Here is a 16,787-nt window from a genome sequence, read left to right on the forward strand (position 1 = left end):
GGACGATCGACATGAGTAGCCTTATTTCTCCCTCCGAACTGGAGGCGCGTCTGCGCCTGCACTGCCTGCCGGAGCTGGGCCCGCGCCGCTTTCGCCGTTTGCTGGAGGCCTTCGGTTCGGCCTCTGCGGCGATCAGCGCGCCCGCTCCGGCCTGGCGCTCTCTGGGTCTTCCCGCTGCCTGTGCCGAACCTCGGCGCAGTGCCGACATCCGTGAGCGCGCGGCAGCCGCCTTGCGTTGGCTGGAGCAGCCTGGGCAGTCCCTGCTGATGTGGGACGATCTTAACTACCCGGGCCTGCTGGCCGAGTTGAGCGACGCCCCGCCGCTGCTGTTCGTCGCCGGTGACCCCGCTTTACTCGAGCGACCGCAACTGGCCATGGTCGGTAGCCGGCGCGCCTCGCGCCCCGGGCTGGATACCGCGCAGGCCTTTGCCCGCAGCCTGGCGGGCGGTGGCTTCGTGATCACCAGTGGTCTGGCGCTGGGTATCGATGGCGCGGCCCATAACGGTGCTCTGGATATTGGCGGCGGCACGGTGGCGGTATTGGGTACCGGCCTGCAGCATCTGTATCCGGCGCGGCATGTCGGGCTCGCTGCGCGGATCGTCGAGCAGGGTGGCGCGCTGGTTTCCGAGTTGCCGCTGGACAGCCCGCCGCAGGCGAGCAATTTTCCGCGGCGTAATCGCATCATCAGTGGCTTATCGCTCGGCGTGTTGGTGGTGGAGGCCAGCCCTTCCAGCGGCTCGCTGATCACCGCACGTCTGGCCGTCGAGCAAGGCCGCGAGGTGTACGCGATTCCCGGCTCCATCCATCATCCGGGTGCGCGCGGCTGCCATCAGCTGATCCGCGAAGGTGCCACTCTGGTGGAGAGCGTCGAGGACATCCTCCAGGCCTTGCGCGGTTGGCAGCGCCTGGCGCCAAGTACAGCGGCGGCGTCGGTCGATGACCACCCGCTGTTACAGCAGTTGCGCGCCGCACCGCAGACCAGCGAGGGCCTGGCCCTGGCCTGTGGCCTGGAGCTGGCGGCGACACTGGCGGCGCTGACCGAGCTCGAGCTGGAAGGTCTGGTGGCTTGCGAAGGTGGGCGCTGGGTACACCGGGTCGTCTGAGCTGGGTACACTCGCCGCCAGTCATAGCGTTCGGGGGCGAGCATGCACAGCAGTTGGCAGATACAGCGGGTAGCACGGGTGGTGCGGCAGGGTGGGGTGATCGCTTATCCGACCGAGGCCGTCTGGGGGGTAGGGTGCGATCCCTGGAACGAGGCGGCGGTGGAGCGCCTGTTGGCACTCAAGGATCGTCCGGTGCACAAAGGGCTGATCCTGGTGGCCGACAGCATCGAGCAGTTCGACTTCCTTCTGGATGATCTGCCCGAGCGTTGGATCGACCGTCTGGCCAGCACCTGGCCGGGGCCCAATACCTGGCTGGTACCGCATCAGAATCGTCTGCCCGAGTGGATCAGCGGCATGCATGACAGCGTCGCGCTGCGCGTCAGCGATCATCCGCTGGTGCGTGACCTCTGTGCCCTGGTCGGGCCGCTGGTATCCACTTCGGCCAACCCGGCTGGGCGCCCTTCGGCGCGCTCGCGTCTGCGCGTCGAGCAGTATTTCCACGGCCAGCTGGATGCCGTGCTGGGTGGTGCCTTGGGCGGGCGGCGTAACCCCAGCCTGATCCGCGATCTGCGCACGGGCGATGTGATTCGCCCGTCCTGATGCCGTTACAGGTGCGGGCGCTGCTCAGTCCAGCCAGGCGCTGAGTAGCGCTCGCGCCTGCAGTCTTCGTCTCAGGGCAGCAGAGTGGTCGAGCCGGTGGTCTGCCGTCCGGCCAAGGCGATCTGCGCCCGGGCAGTATCAGCCAGCGGGTAGCGCTGGCCGATCTCGACCTTGATCTGGCCGCTCTCGACCAGGGCAAACAGTTCGTCGGCCATGGCCTGCAGCTTCTCGGCGCTGTTGGCATAGGCGAACAGCGTCGGCCGGGTCACGTAGATCGCGCCCTTCTGCGCCAGGATGCCGAGGTTGACCCCCGTCACCGCGCCCGAGGCATTGCCGAAGCTGACCAGCAGCCCACGAGGCGCCACACAGTCCAGCGAACGCTCCCAGGTGTCCTTGCCCACCGAGTCGTAGACCACAGGGCACTTGGCCCCTTCGGTCAGCTCCAGCACGCGTTGCACCACATCCTCGTGGCTGTAGTCGATGGTCGCCCAGGCGCCATTGGCCTTGGCCAGTTCGGCTTTCTCCTTCGAACTCACGGTGCCGATCAGCTGGACGCCCAGCGCCCTGGCCCACTGGCAGGCGAACAGACCGACGCCGCCGGCGGCGGCGTGCCAGAGAATGGTCTGTCCGGCCTCGACCTGATACGTCTGGCGCAGCAGGTACTGCACGGTGAGGCCCTTGAGCATCATGGCGGCGGCTTGCTCGAAGCTGATCGAGTCCGGCAGCTTGACCAGGTGCTGTGCCGGCAACACGTGCACCTCGCTGCAGGCACCCAGCGGCCCGGTGGCGTAGGCCACGCGGTCGCCAACCTTGAGGTGGCTCACTGCGCTGCCGACCGCTTCTACCTCGCCGGCGGCCTCGGTGCCGAGACCCGACGGTAGCGCCGGCGGCTGATATAGGCCACTGCGGTAGTAGGTGTCGATGAAGTTCAGGCCGATGGCGCGATTGCGCACGCGCACTTCGTCTGGGCCCGGCTCGGCAGGCTGGAAGTCGACATAGTCGAGGACTTCGGGTCCGCCGTGGCGGCTGATCTGAATACGTTTGGCCATGACTCGGGCTCCAGGGGCAAAGCGCCCATGCAACGCCTCGAACTGATCGCCGTCAAGCCAGCAGCAGATACGACGATGGTATGCTTGCGCCCTCTTTTGCCCCGTCCGGACCCATGCCGTGAGTGAACGTACCCAGGCCGTGAAGGCCTACCTGCTCGACCTGCAGGACCGTATCTGCGCCGCCCTCGAAGCCGAGGATGGCGGCAGCTTCTTCGAAGACAGCTGGCAGCGCCCGGCCGGTGGCGGTGGTCGCACCCGAGTGATCGAGAACGGCGCGCTGATCGAGAAAGGCGGGGTCAATTTCTCCCATGTGTTCGGTGACAACCTGCCGCCGTCGGCCAGCGCCCACCGTCCGGAACTGGCCGGACGCGGCTTCGAGGCCATGGGCGTGTCGCTGGTCATCCACCCGCACAACCCGCATATCCCCACCTCCCACGCCAACGTGCGCTTCTTCAGCGCCGAGAAGGCTGGCGAGGAAGCCGTGTGGTGGTTCGGCGGCGGTTTCGACCTGACGCCCTACTACGCCAATGAAGAGGATTGCGTGCACTGGCACCAGGTCGCCCGCGACGCCTGCGCGCCGTTTGGCGCCGAGGTGTACCCGAAGTACAAGGAGTGGTGTGACCGCTACTTCCACCTCAAGCACCGCAACGAACCGCGTGGCATCGGTGGCCTGTTCTTCGACGATCTCAACCAGTGGGACTTCGATACCAGCTTCGCCTTCCTGCGCGCCATCGGCGATGCCTATATCGAGGCCTACCTGCCGATCATCCAGCGCCGCAAGGCCATGCCTTTCACCGAGCAGCAGCGCGAATTCCAGGCCTTCCGCCGTGGTCGCTACGTCGAGTTCAACCTGGTGTTCGACCGCGGCACCCTGTTCGGCCTGCAGTCCGGCGGGCGCACCGAGTCGATCCTCATGTCCCTGCCGCCGCATGTGCGCTGGGGCTATGACTGGAAACCGGCGCCGGGTAGCGAAGAGGCACGCCTGACCGAGTACTTCCTGCAGGACCGCGACTGGCTTGCGGAGGCCGGCCTGTGAGCGACCGCTATGGCGTATTCGGCAACCCCATCGGCCACAGCAAATCACCGCTGATCCATCGCCTGTTCGCCGAGCAGACCGGCCAGGACCTGTCCTACGAGGCCCTGTTGGCGCCGCTGGATGATTTCCCCGGCTACGCACGTGCCTTTTTCACCGAGGGCCGCGGCGGCAACGTCACCGTGCCGTTCAAGGAGCAGGCCTATCGCTTGGCCGACGAGCTGAGCGAGCGTGCCCGCCGTGCCGGCGCGGTGAACACCCTGAAGAAGCTCGATGATGGCCGTCTGCTCGGCGATAACACCGATGGCGCCGGCCTGGTACGTGACCTGACGGTAAATGCCGGGCTCGACCTGGCGGGCAAGCACATCCTTGTGCTCGGCGCCGGCGGCGCTGTGCGTGGTGTGCTGGAGCCGCTGCTGGCCGAACGGCCACAGAGCCTGACCATCGCCAACCGTACGCTGGAGAAGGCCGAGCAGCTGGCGCATGAATTCGCCGATCTGGGGCCGGTTGCCGCCAGCGGGTTCGACTGGCTCAGCGCGCCGGTCGACCTGATCATCAATGGCACCTCCGCCAGCCTGGCCGGCGAGCTGCCACCGCTCGACCCGAGTCTCATCCAGGCCGGCCACACCGTCTGCTACGACATGATGTACGGCAAGGAGCTGACCGCGTTCAATCGTTGGGCCGCCGAGCATGGCGCGCTGCGCTGCCTCGACGGGCTGGGCATGCTGGTGGAGCAGGCCGCGGAGGCTTTCTTCGTCTGGCGCGGGGTGCGCCCGGACAGCGCACCAGTGCTGGCGGAGCTGCGTGCACAGCTGAGCTGACATGCCCTACCTGCTGGTCGTCACCGCGCTCTGGGCCTTCTCTTTCAGCCTGATCGGCGAGTACCTGGCCGGGCGGGTCGACAGCGACTTCGCCGTGCTGGCGCGGGTGCTGATCGCCGCCCTGGTGTTCCTGCCCTTCACGCTCTGGCGCGGCCTGCCGCGGCGCATGCTGGCCGGCTTCTGGCTGGCCGGGGCGTTGCAGTTCGGCATCACCTATCTGTGCCTGTACCGCAGCTTCCAGGTGCTGACGGTGCCCGAGGTGCTGCTGTTCACCGTGCTCACGCCAATCTACGTGACCCTGCTCGACGATGCCCTGGCGCGGCGTTTCAGCCCCTGGGCACTGGTTGCCGCGCTGGTCGCCGTGGGCGGCGGGGTGATCATCCGTTTCGATCGGCTGGAGGGCGATTACCTGCTCGGCTTCGTCCTGCTGCAGATCGCCAACGCCACCTTCGCCGCCGGCCAGGTGCTCTGTCGCCGCCTGCTCCTGTACTACCAGCCGACGCAGCCACTGCACCGCTTCTTCGGCCATTTCTTCCTCGGCGCACTGGTCCTGGTGCTGCCGTCCTTCCTGCTGTTCGGTAACCCGGACAAGTTGCCGCAGACCGTCGTGCAATGGGGAGTGCTGGCCTGGATGGGGCTGTTCGCTACGGCGCTGGGGCTGTTCTGGTGGGTCAAGGGCAGTACGCGGGTGGACGCCGGTACCCTGGCGATCATGAACGAGCTGCACGTACCGGCCGGCCTGCTGGTCAACCTGCTGATCTGGAACCGCGACTTCGACCTGCCACGCCTGGCCGCTGGCGGCGCGGTGATTCTCGCCGCGATGTGGCTGAACCAGCGCGGGCGCCAGCCGGGCTGATAGCGGAGTGCTCCGTACGGCCACTTCCTCGCCGAGTCGACGCAAGCTGCGGGCCTGATCCTGTCGTGGCAGTTGGCCTGCTAAGGCGGCAGGCGTCGCTTGCCGGCCATGGCATATTCGCCAAATTCGGAGATATTTCGGCTTTGGTCTAGTCCAGGAAAGATTTTCTTCACGAGCCCGCTATATTCCCCCGTCAGTCTGCAACATTACTGTTATGCGGGCTGAAGATACTGCGCCAATCCAACAACAAAACCGAGCGCTCATCATGCATAAACCGTCTTTGATCCTCGCTGGTCTAGGCCTGCTTTGCGCGGCCGAACATGCCGCCGCCTGGTCGCAACCCACTCACAAGAACATCGTCAAGGATGCCTTGGCCTTCATGAACTCGGCCCATGCCACGGCGGAGATGCGCCGGGCCTACCAGTTCTATGTCGGCGCGGCCGGCACCGAGGCCGCCGCCGGCGAAATCCTCGGTCAGGCCGCCTACGACGTCGACGACTTCAAGGACACCCGCCTGGGTGGCTGGTGGGTCGGCTACGAGCACGCTCCGCTATGGGGCGCCGCCGCCTCCATCGTCAACTACACCTCCTACTGGCACTTCATCAACATGGGGCGAGAAGGCGACGACCACGGCAACGACCATGGCGGCTACGACTACCGCTACCACAAGGTCGATGGCGGGGTGTCCGATGTTGACTGGTATGCCATGGTCTACCTGTACAACCGCGAGCTGAAGAAGAGCGATTTCGACAGCACCGAGGCGCACTATCGCCAGGGCAGCGCCTCCAATTGGGAGAAGCACTACGGCGACTTCCAGACCGCCGCATTCCAGCCGATCGACAACCTGGCCAATTACTGGTTCGAGCAGTTCAAGGCCGCGCCTTCGCTGCAGACCATCGGCTTCGCCCTGCACGCCACCGGAGATGTGGCGCAGCCGCACCACGCCTGGATCACCTCGGCCAACGGCCATTCCAGCTGGGAAGGCTGGGTCGATGACCACTACGCCAGCGAGCGTCTCAATGATCCGGTGGCGGTGGCCAACCTGGTCGGCCAGTACGATGCCGCCCAGCCGCTGCGTGACCTGCTGACGCAAACCGCGCAGGTCGCCTACCAGCATCCGGAACCGCTGTACGACACCAGCTACAGCGGGCGGCTGAGCATGGCCAGGCAACTGATTCCCGAGTCCATCGCCCTGACTGTCACCGTGTTGACCAAGGGGGCCAATCATTTCCATGGGCAAGCGGGCATCTGAGGTCGGCCGCGCCCTGCTGTTCGCCCTGCTGGCAGGCTATGGCCTGTCGGCAGGTGCGGCGGTGGATCTGCGGATCGACGATGAGACCATTCCCGGGCGCAGCGTCGAGGTTTTGCAACAGGCGCTGACCCGGGTCAAATTCAACACCGCGCCGACCGCGCTGCGTCGTGGCGTGGTGGAGAACCACCTGCTGGCGCGTGAGGTCGAGGGCGAACTGAGCCCGGCCAATCGCCAGGACCTCGATGCCCAGGTGGAAATCGAGGCGGCCAACCTGCTCGATCAGGTCTTCGGCCGGCGTTTCGATCAGGATGTGCGGCCGTTCCTGCGCGAGCCCCAGGGGCTGAGCAGCGAGCGGCTGCGTCAGGCCCTGGCGCCGAGTGGCGGGCAGCTGGTGCTCAACAGCCTGCAGCTGGCACCGGAGCAGCGCCGTGCGGCTGCTGCCGTCGAACTGATCGGCTGGCAGTTCCCCGGGGCGCCGGCGCAGCGCCTCGACCTGTTGCAGCTGTACCTGGGCTGCAACGTGCAGGACCAGGTCGAGCTGCAGCAGGGCAACCTGGCGCGCATGGCGGCCCTGGTGGGCGAGCGCGCGCGGCGCGACTATCTCTGGTACCAACTGGGCAAGGCGGGTTACAGCGAAAGCGAGCAGACGGCGCTCCGTCGCCTGGTGCGCGACAAGCTGGTGCGTCATCGCTATCTGCACCAGATCGGCCTGTACAGCGACTTCCACCATGAGACCGAGAGCCTGCGTGAGCTGGCGGCCAAGGTCAGCGACGCCGATGCCGAGGCCTACTACCGCGCCAACCTGGCGCAGTACCGCAACGTCGCCAAGGTACAGGCCGCGCATATCCGCCTGGCCGATCAGGCCAGTGCCGACCGGGTGTATGCCGAGCTCAAGTCGGGGCTGGATTTCGACGAGGCCGTCAGGCGCTATTCGCTGGCGGAGGATCGCCAGCGCACGCCGCCCGGCGATCTCGGCCCGATCCGTCCCGAGCAGGCGGGACTGGACTTCGTGCGCAAGGCCGCGCTGATCCAGAAGACCGACAGCCTGTCGCAACCACTGCGTGGCGACCAGGGCTTCGAGATCATCCGCGTCACCGGCCGAGAGGATCGCCAGTTGCCCCTGAGCGACCCCAGTGTGCGTTACGAGGTCAACCAGGCCGTGGCCCGTCAGCAACTGGCCAGCCAGTTCGAGGCGCGCCTGGCGGCACTGCTGAGCAAGGCTCGGGTGCAGGGGCTATGAGACTGCAATGGCTCCTCGGCGGGCTGGCAGTCGCCTGCGGCGTGGGGCTGCAGCTGCAGTTCGGTGAACCGCTGCCGAGTGCGATCCCATCACCTGCCGCGGTGCAGCCTGCTCCTGTGCCGCCCAAGGCCGAGTTCGCGTTAGCGCCGGCTCAGTTACCCGCCCCTGCGCCAGTGGCCATTGCCGTGCCTGTTGCTGCAAGCCCTGCCCCGGCCGTCGAGCCGGCGACGCTCTCGGTGGAGCAGGCCCAGCTGATGATGCGCGAGTACGCCGCAGGCGGTGACGAACGTCAGCCTGGTGCCGGCGGCTTGCGCCCACGTGTTGCTGCCAGCCCAGCCCAACTGGCCGACCCCGAGCTGTACGACGCCTTCGAGAGTGCTGCCCGGCGCCGCGAAGTGCAGGCCTGGACCATGGGCTTGCAGCAGATTCCCCACATCCGCGAGCAGATAGACCAGGCCGCGCAGCGTGGCGAGCGCAGTGCTGCCGAGCTGGCGGAGGCCAACCAGGCACTGGAGCAGCTGGAGCTGTTACAGCAGCACCTGCAGCAGAGTGATGCACAGTTGCTGCAACCACCGGCACAGTAGCGGCTACGCTGAAAAAGGCCGCGCTTGCCGTGCGCGGCTTCTCGTATACTGCAGCTCGCCGGCAGGGACCGCATGGCTCGTCATCCACCAGCCCAACGGATCCCATTGCCGTGAAGATTGCCTCTCGCCTGTTCGGTCTGCTGCTTAGCAGCCTGACCCTGCTGCCCAGTACTCTCCTCGCCGCCGGCCAGCAGAATGCGCCTGCGGTACAGGAACTCGCCTCCGGCAGTGCCTTGCTGGTCGACCTCAAGACCAATCAGATCCTCTACTCCAGCAACCCCGACCTGCAGGTACCGATTGCCTCGGTGACCAAGCTGATGACCGCCATGGTGGTGCTGGATGCCAAGCAGCCACTGGATGAGCAGCTGAACGTGGTGATCAAGGATGTGCCGGAGATGCGCGGCATCTACTCGCGCGTGCGCCTCGGCAGCCAGCTGAGCCGCCGCGACATGCTGCTGCTGACCCTGATGAGCTCGGAAAACCGCGCCGCCGCTAGCCTGGCCCACCACTACCCGGGCGGCGTGCCGGCTTTCGTCACGGCGATGAACGCCAAGGCCCGTGCGCTGGGTATGACGCGTACCCGCTACCGTGAGCCGACCGGCCTGTCGGAGAAGAATGTCTCCACCGCCAACGACCTGGTCAAGCTGGTCAAGGCCGCCGGCCAGTTCCCGCTGATCGGCCAGTTCAGCAGCACCCGCGAGCACGTGCAGCAGTTCAGCAAGCCGCGCTACAGCCTGGGCTTTCGCAACACCAACAGCCTGGTGCACAAGGCCAACTGGAGCATCCAGCTGACCAAGACCGGCTTCACCAACGCCGCCGGCCACTGCCTGGTGATGCGCACGCAGATGGCCGGCAAGCCGGTAGCCTTCGTAGTGCTGGATGCCTTCGGCAAGTACACCCACATGGCCGACGCCAACCGCCTGAAGAAGTGGCTGGAAACCGGCCAGGTGAGCAAGGTGGCGCCGGCGGCGCTGGCCTACAAGAAGCAGAAGCAGACCGAACGCGCGCGGACCATGCAGGCCGCACAGTAACCGCGACAGGCACAAAAAAAGCCCGGCGCGAAGCCGGGCTTTTTTATCCAGGCGGTGGCAGCACCGCTGCTCCCCTCACCCGGCTGTTGATTCAGCGGCGTACGCGGGGTAGTCACTGTAACCGCGCTCGTCGCCACCAAACAGTCGTGCTGGGTCGAACGCCGCCAGCGGCCAGTGATTGAGCAAGCGCGCAGGGAAGTCCGGGTTGGCGACAAAGGGTCGACCAAAGGCGATCAGATCGACCAGCCCCTCCTGCAGCAAGGCTTCGGCGCGGGCCTGGTCGTAGCGGCCCGCAACGATGATGGTGCCGCCGAACACCCGGCGCAGGTCGTGGCGGAAGTGCTGCGGTATCTGCGGTGCGTCATCCCAGTCGGCCTCGGCTAGATGGATGTAGCCGATCCCCAGCTCGCCCAGGCGCTCGCTGGCCAGCAGGATGGTGGGAATCACGTCCGGGCAGTCCATGCCACGCGCGGTGATGTAGGGGGCCAGACGCACGCCGGTGCGTTCGGCGCCGATCTCGTCGGCCACGACCTTGGCGACTTCCAGCAGGAAGCGGGTGCGGTTTTCGCGGGAGCCGCCATAGCGGTCTTCGCGCAGATTCGAGGTCGTGCGCAGGAACTGGTCGATCAGGTAGCCGTTGCCACCATGAATCTCGACGCCATCGAAGCCAGCGGCCCTGGCATTGCGGGCGGCCTGGCGGTAATCCTCGATGACTGCCTGGATAGCCTGCTCGCTGAGGGCGCGTGGTTCGCTGACGTCGACCATTCGGCCCACGCCGTCATCCCCTACCACCCAGACCTGAGCGTCCGCACGCAGCGCCGAGGGTGCCACGGGGTGGCCGTCGGCATGGAAGCTTGCGTGCGACATGCGGCCGACGTGCCACAGCTGCAGGAAGATGCGTCCACCGCGTGCATGCACGGCATCGGTCACCAGGCGCCAGCCCTTGATCTGCTCGGCACTGTAGATGCCAGGGGTGAAGCTGTAGCCCTTGCCTTGCGGGCTGATCTGCGTCGCTTCGGTGACGATCATCCCGGCGCTGGTGCGTTGGGCGTAGTAGGTCGCCATCAGCGCGTTGGGGATATCTCCCGGCTGGCTGCTGCGCGAGCGGGTCATGGGCGCCATCACGATGCGGTTGGACAAGTCGAGCTGGCCGAGGCGATAGGGGGTGAACAGGTCGGAATGGCTGGGCATCTTCAAGGCTCCATGGGCTCAGGCGGGCGCCTGCTGGTGTTGTTGGTAATCATGGGTGATTTCAACTTCGCTGCCCGCCATGGGCGCCGCCAGTTCCAGCACCATTCCTCCGGGCAGGGTCACGAAGATCTGGCAGGTCAGCTCACGCGGCACCACGGCGATGCGATAGGGCAGCCCGCTGGCCCGCACATGCTCAAGCAGCATACTTGCCGGTTGGTTGGTGCGCAGGGCGAGATGGCTGAGCTGGGCGCCCTGGAGGTCGCTGCGCTGGATCAGGTGTACCAGCGCCTGGTCACCCTGATAGAGCCATTCACCGGGAAAGGGGAACGGCGGACGTGGCCCCGGCGCGACGCCGAGCAGCTTCTCCAGCGAGAGCTGCAGTAGGCCGTCGGGGGTGTTGAATGCGATGTGGTCGAACTGTAGGTCCAGGGACACGATGGCAATCTCGGGTAAGTGATGCGATGTGGCTATCATCAATTCTTGAAAAACAGAGAAAAACAGGCCTAATCCAGAATCACTTTTAAGTAGGTCTTATAAATGAGCTCGCTATTCGACCTTGAGGTGTTTGCTCGTACAGCCGAAGCGGGCAGTCTTTCCGCTGCGGCCCGTGCCTTGGACATCAGCCCGGCGGCGGCCAGCATGTCGCTCAAGCGCCTGGAGTCGCGTTTAGGCGTGCGGCTGTTTGCCCGCTCCACCCGGCAGCAGCGTCTGACCCAGGAAGGCGAGCGCTACCTCGAGGCGACGCGCCTGGCGCTTGGCGCGCTGGAGGAAGGCGAGCGCGCGCTCAAGGTGGGCGCCCAGGGCCTGGCCGGGGTGCTGCAGCTCGCCGCACCGTCGGATTTCGGACGCACGGTGCTGCTGGGCTGGCTGGACGAGTTGCGCGCGGAAAATCCGCAGTTGCAGCTGCACCTGTTGCTCAACGATCAGCCCAACGACCCCTATCGCGAGGCGGTGGATGTGGCACTGCGCTTTGGCGTGCCGGCCGATTCCAGCCTGGTGGCGCTGCCTGTACTGGAACAGCACCATCGCGTGGCCTGTGCCAGTCCGGCATACCTGGCGCGGCATGGCGTGCCGCAATCACCGCAGGAGCTGACGAATCATCGGGCAGTGGTCTATCAACGCCATGGTCGGCCCTACAATCTGTGGCGCTTCGCCAGAGGCACGCAGGTGCTGGAGGTGAAGGTGGACGGCGACTACCGCTGCGATGACGGTGAAGTGGCGAGGCGCTGGGCTCTGGCCGGCAACGGGATCGTTTACAAGGCTTGGCTGGATGTCGCCGCAGACATTCGTGCCGGGCGCCTGCTGCCCTTGTTGGAGGGTTGGCAGGGTGAGTTCGTGCCGGTCTACCTGCTGTGTCCGCATCGTGCGCAACTGAGCGAGCGGGTCAGAGTGCTGCAGGCATTTCTGCGCGAGCGCTGCCGTGCTCTGGTGGACCAAGGTGCTTCGGTGGTCAGCGCGGCCCCGGGCGGTAGATAGCTGCGCGGTTATCGGCAAGACAGGCGTGCCTCCGCCATTGTTTTCCCATAACCCTGAAGCAGCAAACCCCGCGCGTGGCGGGGTTTGGTGACTGCATGTGGCCTTGTGGAGGCGCATGTGACTGCTTGCTGGTGCCGGAGACAGGAATCGAACCTGCGACCTTCGCGTTACGAGTGCGCTGCTCTACCAACTGAGCTACACCGGCGTGGGCTGCAAATTATCAGCTGGCGACGAACCGGGCAATTGGCACCCGGCCGCTAGCCGATCTACAGGAACCAGCGGTACTCCCGTGCGCTAACGTCGTGCATGAACTGCAGGTGATCCTGGCGCTTGTTCTCGCAGTAGACGAAGACGAACTCGCTGCCGAGCTTCTCCTTCACCACCTCATGCGACGCCATGGCCGTCACGGCGGTGAGCATGTCCTTGGGAAAGTCGATGCCGCTGCTGCGGTCGTCGTTGAGCGAGGGGATCGGCTCGCGGCCCTGCTCCAGACCGTGCTCCATGCCGCTGAGGATGGCCGCCAGGACCAGGTAGGGGTTGGCGTCGGCGCCGGCCAGGCGGTGCTCGATGCGCAGGTTCCTGCCGTCCGACTCGGGGATGCGGATGCACGCGTCGCGGTCCTCGAAACCCCAGCTGGCCTTGCTCGCCGAGTTGACCATGGCGCCATAGCGGCGGAAGGCGTTGTGGTTGGGCGCGAAGATCGGCATGCAGTGTGGCAGCAACTCCAGGCAGCCGGCCACGGCGTGGCGCAGCGGACGTTGGCCGTCGCCATCGAGCAGGTTGTTGCCGGCCTGGTCGTACAGGCTGACATGCACGTGCATGCCGCTGCCCGGCGCATCCAGGTAGGGCTTGCTCATGAAGCTGGCTCTATAACCGTTTTTCATCGCCACGCCGCGCGTGCTGCGGCAGAACAGGGCGGCCTGGTCGGCGGCGTGCAGGCCGTCGGCGCAGTGGGCAAAGTTGATCTCGAACTGGCCGGGGCCGAGTTCGGCGGTGATCACGTTGGCGTCCACGCCCTGCTCCTGGGCGGCCTCGACCATCTCGTGCAGCACATCGGAAAAGCGCGTCAGGCGCTCGATGTGCATGTTCGGCTGGTCGTCCTCGTCGCCGGTCAACGGGTCGCGCGGGAACTGCGGCAGGCCGTTGGAAAGCGCCCGGTCGAACAGGTAGAACTCCAGCTCGAAGGCCACCACCGGACGGACGCCCTTGGCGTCCAGGCGCTTGAGTACATTCGCCAGCACCTCGCGCGGTTCGAATTCGATGGGCGCCTCGGTGCCGTCGGAGCTAATCAGCATCTGCCCCAGTGGCTGGTTTTCCCAGCGTACCGGTTTGAGCGTGCCGGGAATCAGCCGGCGCGGCGCATCCGGGTCGCCGTCGTTGAAGCAGTAGTCGCCAATCGGGTGCAGGCCACCCTGGGCGCCGAGCAGCACGCAGTTCTGCGGCACTTTCAGCGGGCCGCCGGCGGCGACTTTCTCCAGCATGTCGAGGGGGTAGCGCTTGCCGTAGAAATGCCCGGGGATGTCCAGGCAGATCAGTTCGACGTAGCGCACATCGGGGTGGGCGGCGCGAAAGGCGCGGACTTCGCTGAGCAGGTCGGGGAATCTTGTTGTTGTCATGGCGATATCTGCAGGGTTCAGGTGAAGACCCAGAGCACTCTTGTGGGGGAATCGGTGAGGTTGGCGTAGCGAAACTGCGCGTGCGGCGGTAGCTGGAAGCTGTCGCGCGGGCCGAGGGTGACCGGTTCGGCGCCTTCGCCGTACCACACCGTCAGCTCGCCTTCGAGGACGAAACCGCCCTGCTCCGAGCTGTCGTTCAGATGGCCCTCGCCGCTGGTCGCGCCCGGTTCGAGGAAGCTTTCCAGCATGGCGAAGCCGCCGGCCATGCCCGGTGACGCCAGCACGTCGGTGATGCCGCCGGCGTAGTACAGGGTGCGGCGCTCGTCCGGGCGGGTCACCCAGCGCACTGCGCGCGGATGACCGGGGTTGTAGAAGTAGGTGGTCGGCACGCCCAGCGCCTCGCTGATGGCGGTGAGGTCGGCCACGGTCGGGCGCGACAGGCCGCGCTCGACCTGGGACAGGAAGCCCACCGAGCGGCCGATGCGCTCGGCCAGCTCGCCCAGGGTGACGTTCTTGTGCTTGCGCAGGTCGCGCACCAGGATCGCCAGACCTTCGATTTCGTCTTGCTTGTCCATGCTTCAGGTCTCGTCAGAACAGGTCGCGCAGACGGTACCAGGCCTTGCCGACTGCCTCGATGGGCGCGGCCAGCAGGTCGCCGCCGGGGAAGCGCGGGTTGTCCAGGCCCTGGTACAGGTCGAGCAGCTCGGCGTCGCCGAGGATGGCGTCACTGACCGCGCGGGCAGCGGCCAGGGTCGGCAGGATGCCGTGGCCGGAGAAGCCCTGCAGCCAGTACTTCTGCCCGTCGCGGCCGACATCCGGGGTACGGTGCATGGTGCAGTCGATGTGCCCGCCCCAGCCATAGTCGATCTGCACCCCGCGCAGCTGCGGGAATACCCGCTCCAGGTAGGGCCGGGTGGCTGCTGGTACGTCATCTGGGATGCCGCCGAGGTAGGTGCAGCCGCCGCCGAACAGCAGGCGATTGTCCGGGGTGACGCGGAAGTAGTCGGGGACGAACTGGTTGTCGATGGCGCAGGTGCCCTTGGGGAACAGCGAGCGGGCCAGTTCGGGGTCGAGCGGCGCAGTGGCGACCTGGTAGGAACCGACCGGCAGCAGGCGCTTGGCCAGCTCGCGGTCGAGACCGTCGACATAGGCGTTGCAGGCCAGCACCAGCACCTTGCCGCGCACCTCGCCGTGCTCGGTGCGCACGCGGTAGCCGTCGGCGCTTTCCTGCCAGTTGATGGCCTTGCTCTGCTCAAAGATGCGCCCGCCGTGGGCCTCGAGGGTAGCGGCCAGACCCTGGGCCAGCTTCAGCGGGTTGAGGTGGGCGGCGCCGGCGTCATGCAGCGCGGCCAGGTAGCGCGGGCTGGCGATCCACTCGGACAATTGCTCCTTGGGAATGAAACTGAGCTGCTGGTAGCCGTACTTCTGCTCGGCTTCCTCCAGGCTTTCCTGCAGCTGGCGCACGCGGCGCGGCAGCACGGCGGTGTACAGGGCACCGGTACGGTAGTCGATATCGAAACCATGGCGTTCGGGCAGCGCGCGCATCTCGTCGGCGGCCCAGACCATGCTGTCCCACAGGCGCTTGGCGCGCTCCAGGCCGAGGGCCTTTTCCAGCGGTGGCATGTCGCAGGACCATCCTGGCAGCGCCTGGCCACCGTTGCGCCCCGAGGCGGCCCAGGCCAGGCGGCTGGCTTCGAGGATCACCACCTTCTTGCCGGCCAGGGCCAGGCGCAGGCCGGTATGCAGGCCACTGAAGCCAGCGCCGACGATCAGCACATCGCAGTCGAGCGCTTCCTGCAGGTGCGGGCGCAGGGGAATCTGGCCGTAGGTGCCGGCGTAGTAGGTGCCGATGTGCTGGGCGGACTGCTTGAACATGGTGACCTCGTGAAATTTGTTCTTATGAATTTCATGAAAAAATACACAAGAAAATTCACAAAGCCAAGGCCGATGGTCAGCTGCCGTACCAGGCCTGTTGGGCCAGGCAGTCGCTCAGGTAATCGAGGAAGCAGGTAATCCGTGCCGCCAGCGCCGTGTTGCGGTAGTACACCGCGTGGATCGCCTGGCGCCGCTCACTGCGGTGACTGGCCAGTACTTCCACCAGGGTGCCGGCTTGCCGGTCCTGGTCGGTCATGAAGTCCGACAGGCACACCAGTCCGGCGCCGGCCAGGGCCAGCTGGCGCAGGGTTTCGCCACTGGAGGCGCGCAGGGTCGGGGTGATCGCCAGGTGGTCGCCCTGCGCGTGGCGCAACGGCCAGCTGTTGAGATGTTCGAGCTGGGTAAAGCCAAGCAGATCGTGGCTCGCCAGTTCGGCCGGTGTCTGCGGTGTGCCGCGCGCCGCCAGGTAGGCGGGGCTGGCCAGCACCCGCACCCGGCTCTGCCCCAGCGGCCGGGCGTGCAGGCTGGAGTCGCGCAGGGCGCCGATGCGGATGGCCAGGTCGGTGCGCTGTTCCAGCAGGTCGATGTTCTGCTCGTTGCTGGTCAGCTCCAGTTCGATCTGCGGGTAGCGCTGGCGGAAGCCCGCGACCAGCGGCACCAGCACATGCAGCAGGAACGGTGTGGCGGCATCCACCCGCAGCCGGCCGGCGGGCACCTGGCGGCGCAGGGCCATCTGCTCCTCGGCTTCCTCCACGGCAGCGAGGATGCGTCGGGCCTGGGCCAGGAACGCGGCGCCCTCCTCGGTCAGCTCAAGGCGTCGCGTGGTGCGACGCAGCAGGGTCACGTCGAGTTTGTCCTCCAGGCGACTGAGGGCGCGGCTGATGCCCGAAGCGGTCTGCCCCAGCTGCTCGGCTGCAGCACTGATGGAGCCGGCGTCGACCACCTGGGTGAAGGCCTGCAGCTCGTCCAGGGTGGTTTTCATTGGTGACTCCTCGGCAGCAATAGGGAGTTGATTGCTCCTTTCTTGGACACGAGTGTGGCGTTTGCCGGCGCGCGCTTG

At 66.4% G+C, this 16,787-nt stretch carries 17 protein-coding genes and 1 tRNA gene; 10 read left to right on the forward strand and 8 right to left on the reverse strand.

The window, feature by feature from the left end; all coding sequences use genetic code 11:
* Positions 1-11: 11 nt before the first annotated feature.
* Entirely contained in the window at positions 12-1,103 is a 1,092-nt protein-coding gene (gene dprA, locus AYB31_RS11630) for a DNA-processing protein DprA (protein WP_068828801.1), read from the forward strand.
* 42 nt (positions 1,104-1,145) lie between these two features.
* Complete coding sequence (locus tag AYB31_RS11635; RefSeq protein ID WP_068828803.1) at positions 1,146-1,703, forward strand: L-threonylcarbamoyladenylate synthase; 558 nt, start codon at positions 1,146-1,148, stop codon at positions 1,701-1,703.
* 71 nt (positions 1,704-1,774) lie between these two features.
* Here the strand turns inward: AYB31_RS11635 and AYB31_RS11640 are convergent, their stop codons facing one another.
* The gene (locus AYB31_RS11640) at positions 1,775-2,752 is read right to left on the reverse strand and encodes an NADPH:quinone reductase (protein ID WP_068828806.1); all 978 of its coding nucleotides are present in this window, start codon (positions 2,750-2,752) and stop codon (positions 1,775-1,777) included.
* 118 nt (positions 2,753-2,870) lie between these two features.
* Between AYB31_RS11640 and hemF the strand changes: the two genes are divergently transcribed.
* The 7 genes from hemF to pbpG all read left to right on the forward strand — a co-directional run bounded on the left by hemF (position 2,871) and on the right by pbpG (position 9,569).
* Complete coding sequence (gene hemF, locus AYB31_RS11645) at positions 2,871-3,788, forward strand: oxygen-dependent coproporphyrinogen oxidase (protein ID WP_068828808.1); 918 nt, start codon at positions 2,871-2,873, stop codon at positions 3,786-3,788.
* The gene (aroE, locus tag AYB31_RS11650) at positions 3,785-4,606 is read left to right on the forward strand and encodes a shikimate dehydrogenase (RefSeq protein WP_068828809.1); all 822 of its coding nucleotides are present in this window, start codon (positions 3,785-3,787) and stop codon (positions 4,604-4,606) included. Before hemF ends, aroE begins: the two co-directional genes overlap by 4 nt.
* Position 4,607: 1 nt before the next feature.
* The gene (locus AYB31_RS11655) at positions 4,608-5,462 is read left to right on the forward strand and encodes a carboxylate/amino acid/amine transporter (protein ID WP_068828811.1); all 855 of its coding nucleotides are present in this window, start codon (positions 4,608-4,610) and stop codon (positions 5,460-5,462) included.
* A gap of 265 nt (positions 5,463-5,727) precedes the next feature.
* Positions 5,728-6,714 (forward strand): phospholipase, encoded by a 987-nt coding sequence (locus tag AYB31_RS11660; RefSeq protein WP_068828812.1) that lies wholly within the window; start codon positions 5,728-5,730, stop codon positions 6,712-6,714.
* On the forward strand, positions 6,695-7,954 hold the full coding sequence (locus tag AYB31_RS11665) for a peptidylprolyl isomerase (RefSeq protein ID WP_068828813.1): 1,260 nt from the start codon (positions 6,695-6,697) through the stop codon (positions 7,952-7,954). Before AYB31_RS11660 ends, AYB31_RS11665 begins: the two co-directional genes overlap by 20 nt.
* Entirely contained in the window at positions 7,951-8,538 is a 588-nt protein-coding gene (locus AYB31_RS21505) for a hypothetical protein (RefSeq protein ID WP_068828815.1), read from the forward strand. Before AYB31_RS11665 ends, AYB31_RS21505 begins: the two co-directional genes overlap by 4 nt.
* A 110-nt stretch (positions 8,539-8,648) precedes the next feature.
* Positions 8,649-9,569, forward strand: a complete 921-nt coding sequence (pbpG, locus tag AYB31_RS11675) for a D-alanyl-D-alanine endopeptidase (protein WP_068828816.1) — start codon at positions 8,649-8,651, stop codon at positions 9,567-9,569.
* Between the two features lie 75 nt (positions 9,570-9,644).
* Here pbpG and AYB31_RS11680 read toward each other — a convergent pair whose 3' ends face one another.
* Entirely contained in the window at positions 9,645-10,760 is a 1,116-nt protein-coding gene (locus AYB31_RS11680; RefSeq protein ID WP_068828818.1) for an alkene reductase, read from the reverse strand.
* An 18-nt stretch (positions 10,761-10,778) separates the two neighbouring features.
* Complete coding sequence (locus AYB31_RS11685) at positions 10,779-11,189, reverse strand: hypothetical protein (protein WP_068829003.1); 411 nt, start codon at positions 11,187-11,189, stop codon at positions 10,779-10,781.
* A 108-nt stretch (positions 11,190-11,297) separates the two neighbouring features.
* Between AYB31_RS11685 and AYB31_RS11690 the strand changes: the two genes are divergently transcribed.
* Entirely contained in the window at positions 11,298-12,236 is a 939-nt protein-coding gene (locus AYB31_RS11690; protein ID WP_068828820.1) for a LysR family transcriptional regulator, read from the forward strand.
* Between the two features lie 129 nt (positions 12,237-12,365).
* On the opposite strand, the gene AYB31_RS11695 is transcribed toward AYB31_RS11690, so the two are convergent.
* From AYB31_RS11695 to AYB31_RS11715, 5 genes are all read right to left on the reverse strand, one after another.
* Positions 12,366-12,441 (reverse strand) — tRNA-Thr (locus tag AYB31_RS11695).
* Between the two features lie 61 nt (positions 12,442-12,502).
* A complete protein-coding gene (locus tag AYB31_RS11700) occupies positions 12,503-13,852 on the reverse strand; it encodes a glutamine synthetase family protein (RefSeq protein ID WP_068828821.1) in 1,350 nt (449 codons plus the stop codon).
* Between the two features lie 17 nt (positions 13,853-13,869).
* Positions 13,870-14,427, reverse strand: coding sequence for a helix-turn-helix domain-containing protein (locus AYB31_RS11705; protein WP_068828823.1), 558 nt, complete (start codon positions 14,425-14,427; stop codon positions 13,870-13,872).
* A 13-nt stretch (positions 14,428-14,440) separates the two neighbouring features.
* A complete protein-coding gene (locus AYB31_RS11710) occupies positions 14,441-15,727 on the reverse strand; it encodes an NAD(P)/FAD-dependent oxidoreductase (RefSeq protein ID WP_068828824.1) in 1,287 nt (428 codons plus the stop codon).
* 76 nt (positions 15,728-15,803) lie between these two features.
* The gene (locus tag AYB31_RS11715; RefSeq protein WP_068828826.1) at positions 15,804-16,709 is read right to left on the reverse strand and encodes a LysR family transcriptional regulator; all 906 of its coding nucleotides are present in this window, start codon (positions 16,707-16,709) and stop codon (positions 15,804-15,806) included.
* Between the last annotated feature and the right edge of the window lie 78 nt (positions 16,710-16,787).

Origin of the sequence: Pseudomonas sp. BMS12 (assembly GCF_001592875.1) — a bacterium.
Lineage (GTDB): Bacteria > Pseudomonadota > Gammaproteobacteria > Pseudomonadales > Pseudomonadaceae > Aquipseudomonas.

Coding starts and splice junctions, on each gene's coding strand:
- dprA (WP_068828801.1), top strand. CDS start 12: ATGAGTAGCCTTATTTCTCCCTCCGAACTGGAGGCGCGTCTGCGCCTG.
- AYB31_RS11635 (WP_068828803.1), top strand. CDS start 1,146: ATGCACAGCAGTTGGCAGATACAGCGGGTAGCACGGGTGGTGCGGCAG.
- AYB31_RS11640 (WP_068828806.1), bottom strand. CDS start 2,752: ATGGCCAAACGTATTCAGATCAGCCGCCACGGCGGACCCGAAGTCCTC.
- AYB31_RS11655 (WP_068828811.1), top strand. CDS start 4,608: ATGCCCTACCTGCTGGTCGTCACCGCGCTCTGGGCCTTCTCTTTCAGC.
- AYB31_RS11660 (WP_068828812.1), top strand. CDS start 5,728: ATGCATAAACCGTCTTTGATCCTCGCTGGTCTAGGCCTGCTTTGCGCG.
- AYB31_RS11665 (WP_068828813.1), top strand. CDS start 6,695: ATGGGCAAGCGGGCATCTGAGGTCGGCCGCGCCCTGCTGTTCGCCCTG.
- AYB31_RS21505 (WP_068828815.1), top strand. CDS start 7,951: ATGAGACTGCAATGGCTCCTCGGCGGGCTGGCAGTCGCCTGCGGCGTG.
- AYB31_RS11680 (WP_068828818.1), bottom strand. CDS start 10,760: ATGCCCAGCCATTCCGACCTGTTCACCCCCTATCGCCTCGGCCAGCTC.
- AYB31_RS11690 (WP_068828820.1), top strand. CDS start 11,298: ATGAGCTCGCTATTCGACCTTGAGGTGTTTGCTCGTACAGCCGAAGCG.
- AYB31_RS11700 (WP_068828821.1), bottom strand. CDS start 13,852: ATGACAACAACAAGATTCCCCGACCTGCTCAGCGAAGTCCGCGCCTTT.
- AYB31_RS11705 (WP_068828823.1), bottom strand. CDS start 14,427: ATGGACAAGCAAGACGAAATCGAAGGTCTGGCGATCCTGGTGCGCGAC.
- AYB31_RS11710 (WP_068828824.1), bottom strand. CDS start 15,727: ATGTTCAAGCAGTCCGCCCAGCACATCGGCACCTACTACGCCGGCACC.
- AYB31_RS11715 (WP_068828826.1), bottom strand. CDS start 16,709: ATGAAAACCACCCTGGACGAGCTGCAGGCCTTCACCCAGGTGGTCGAC.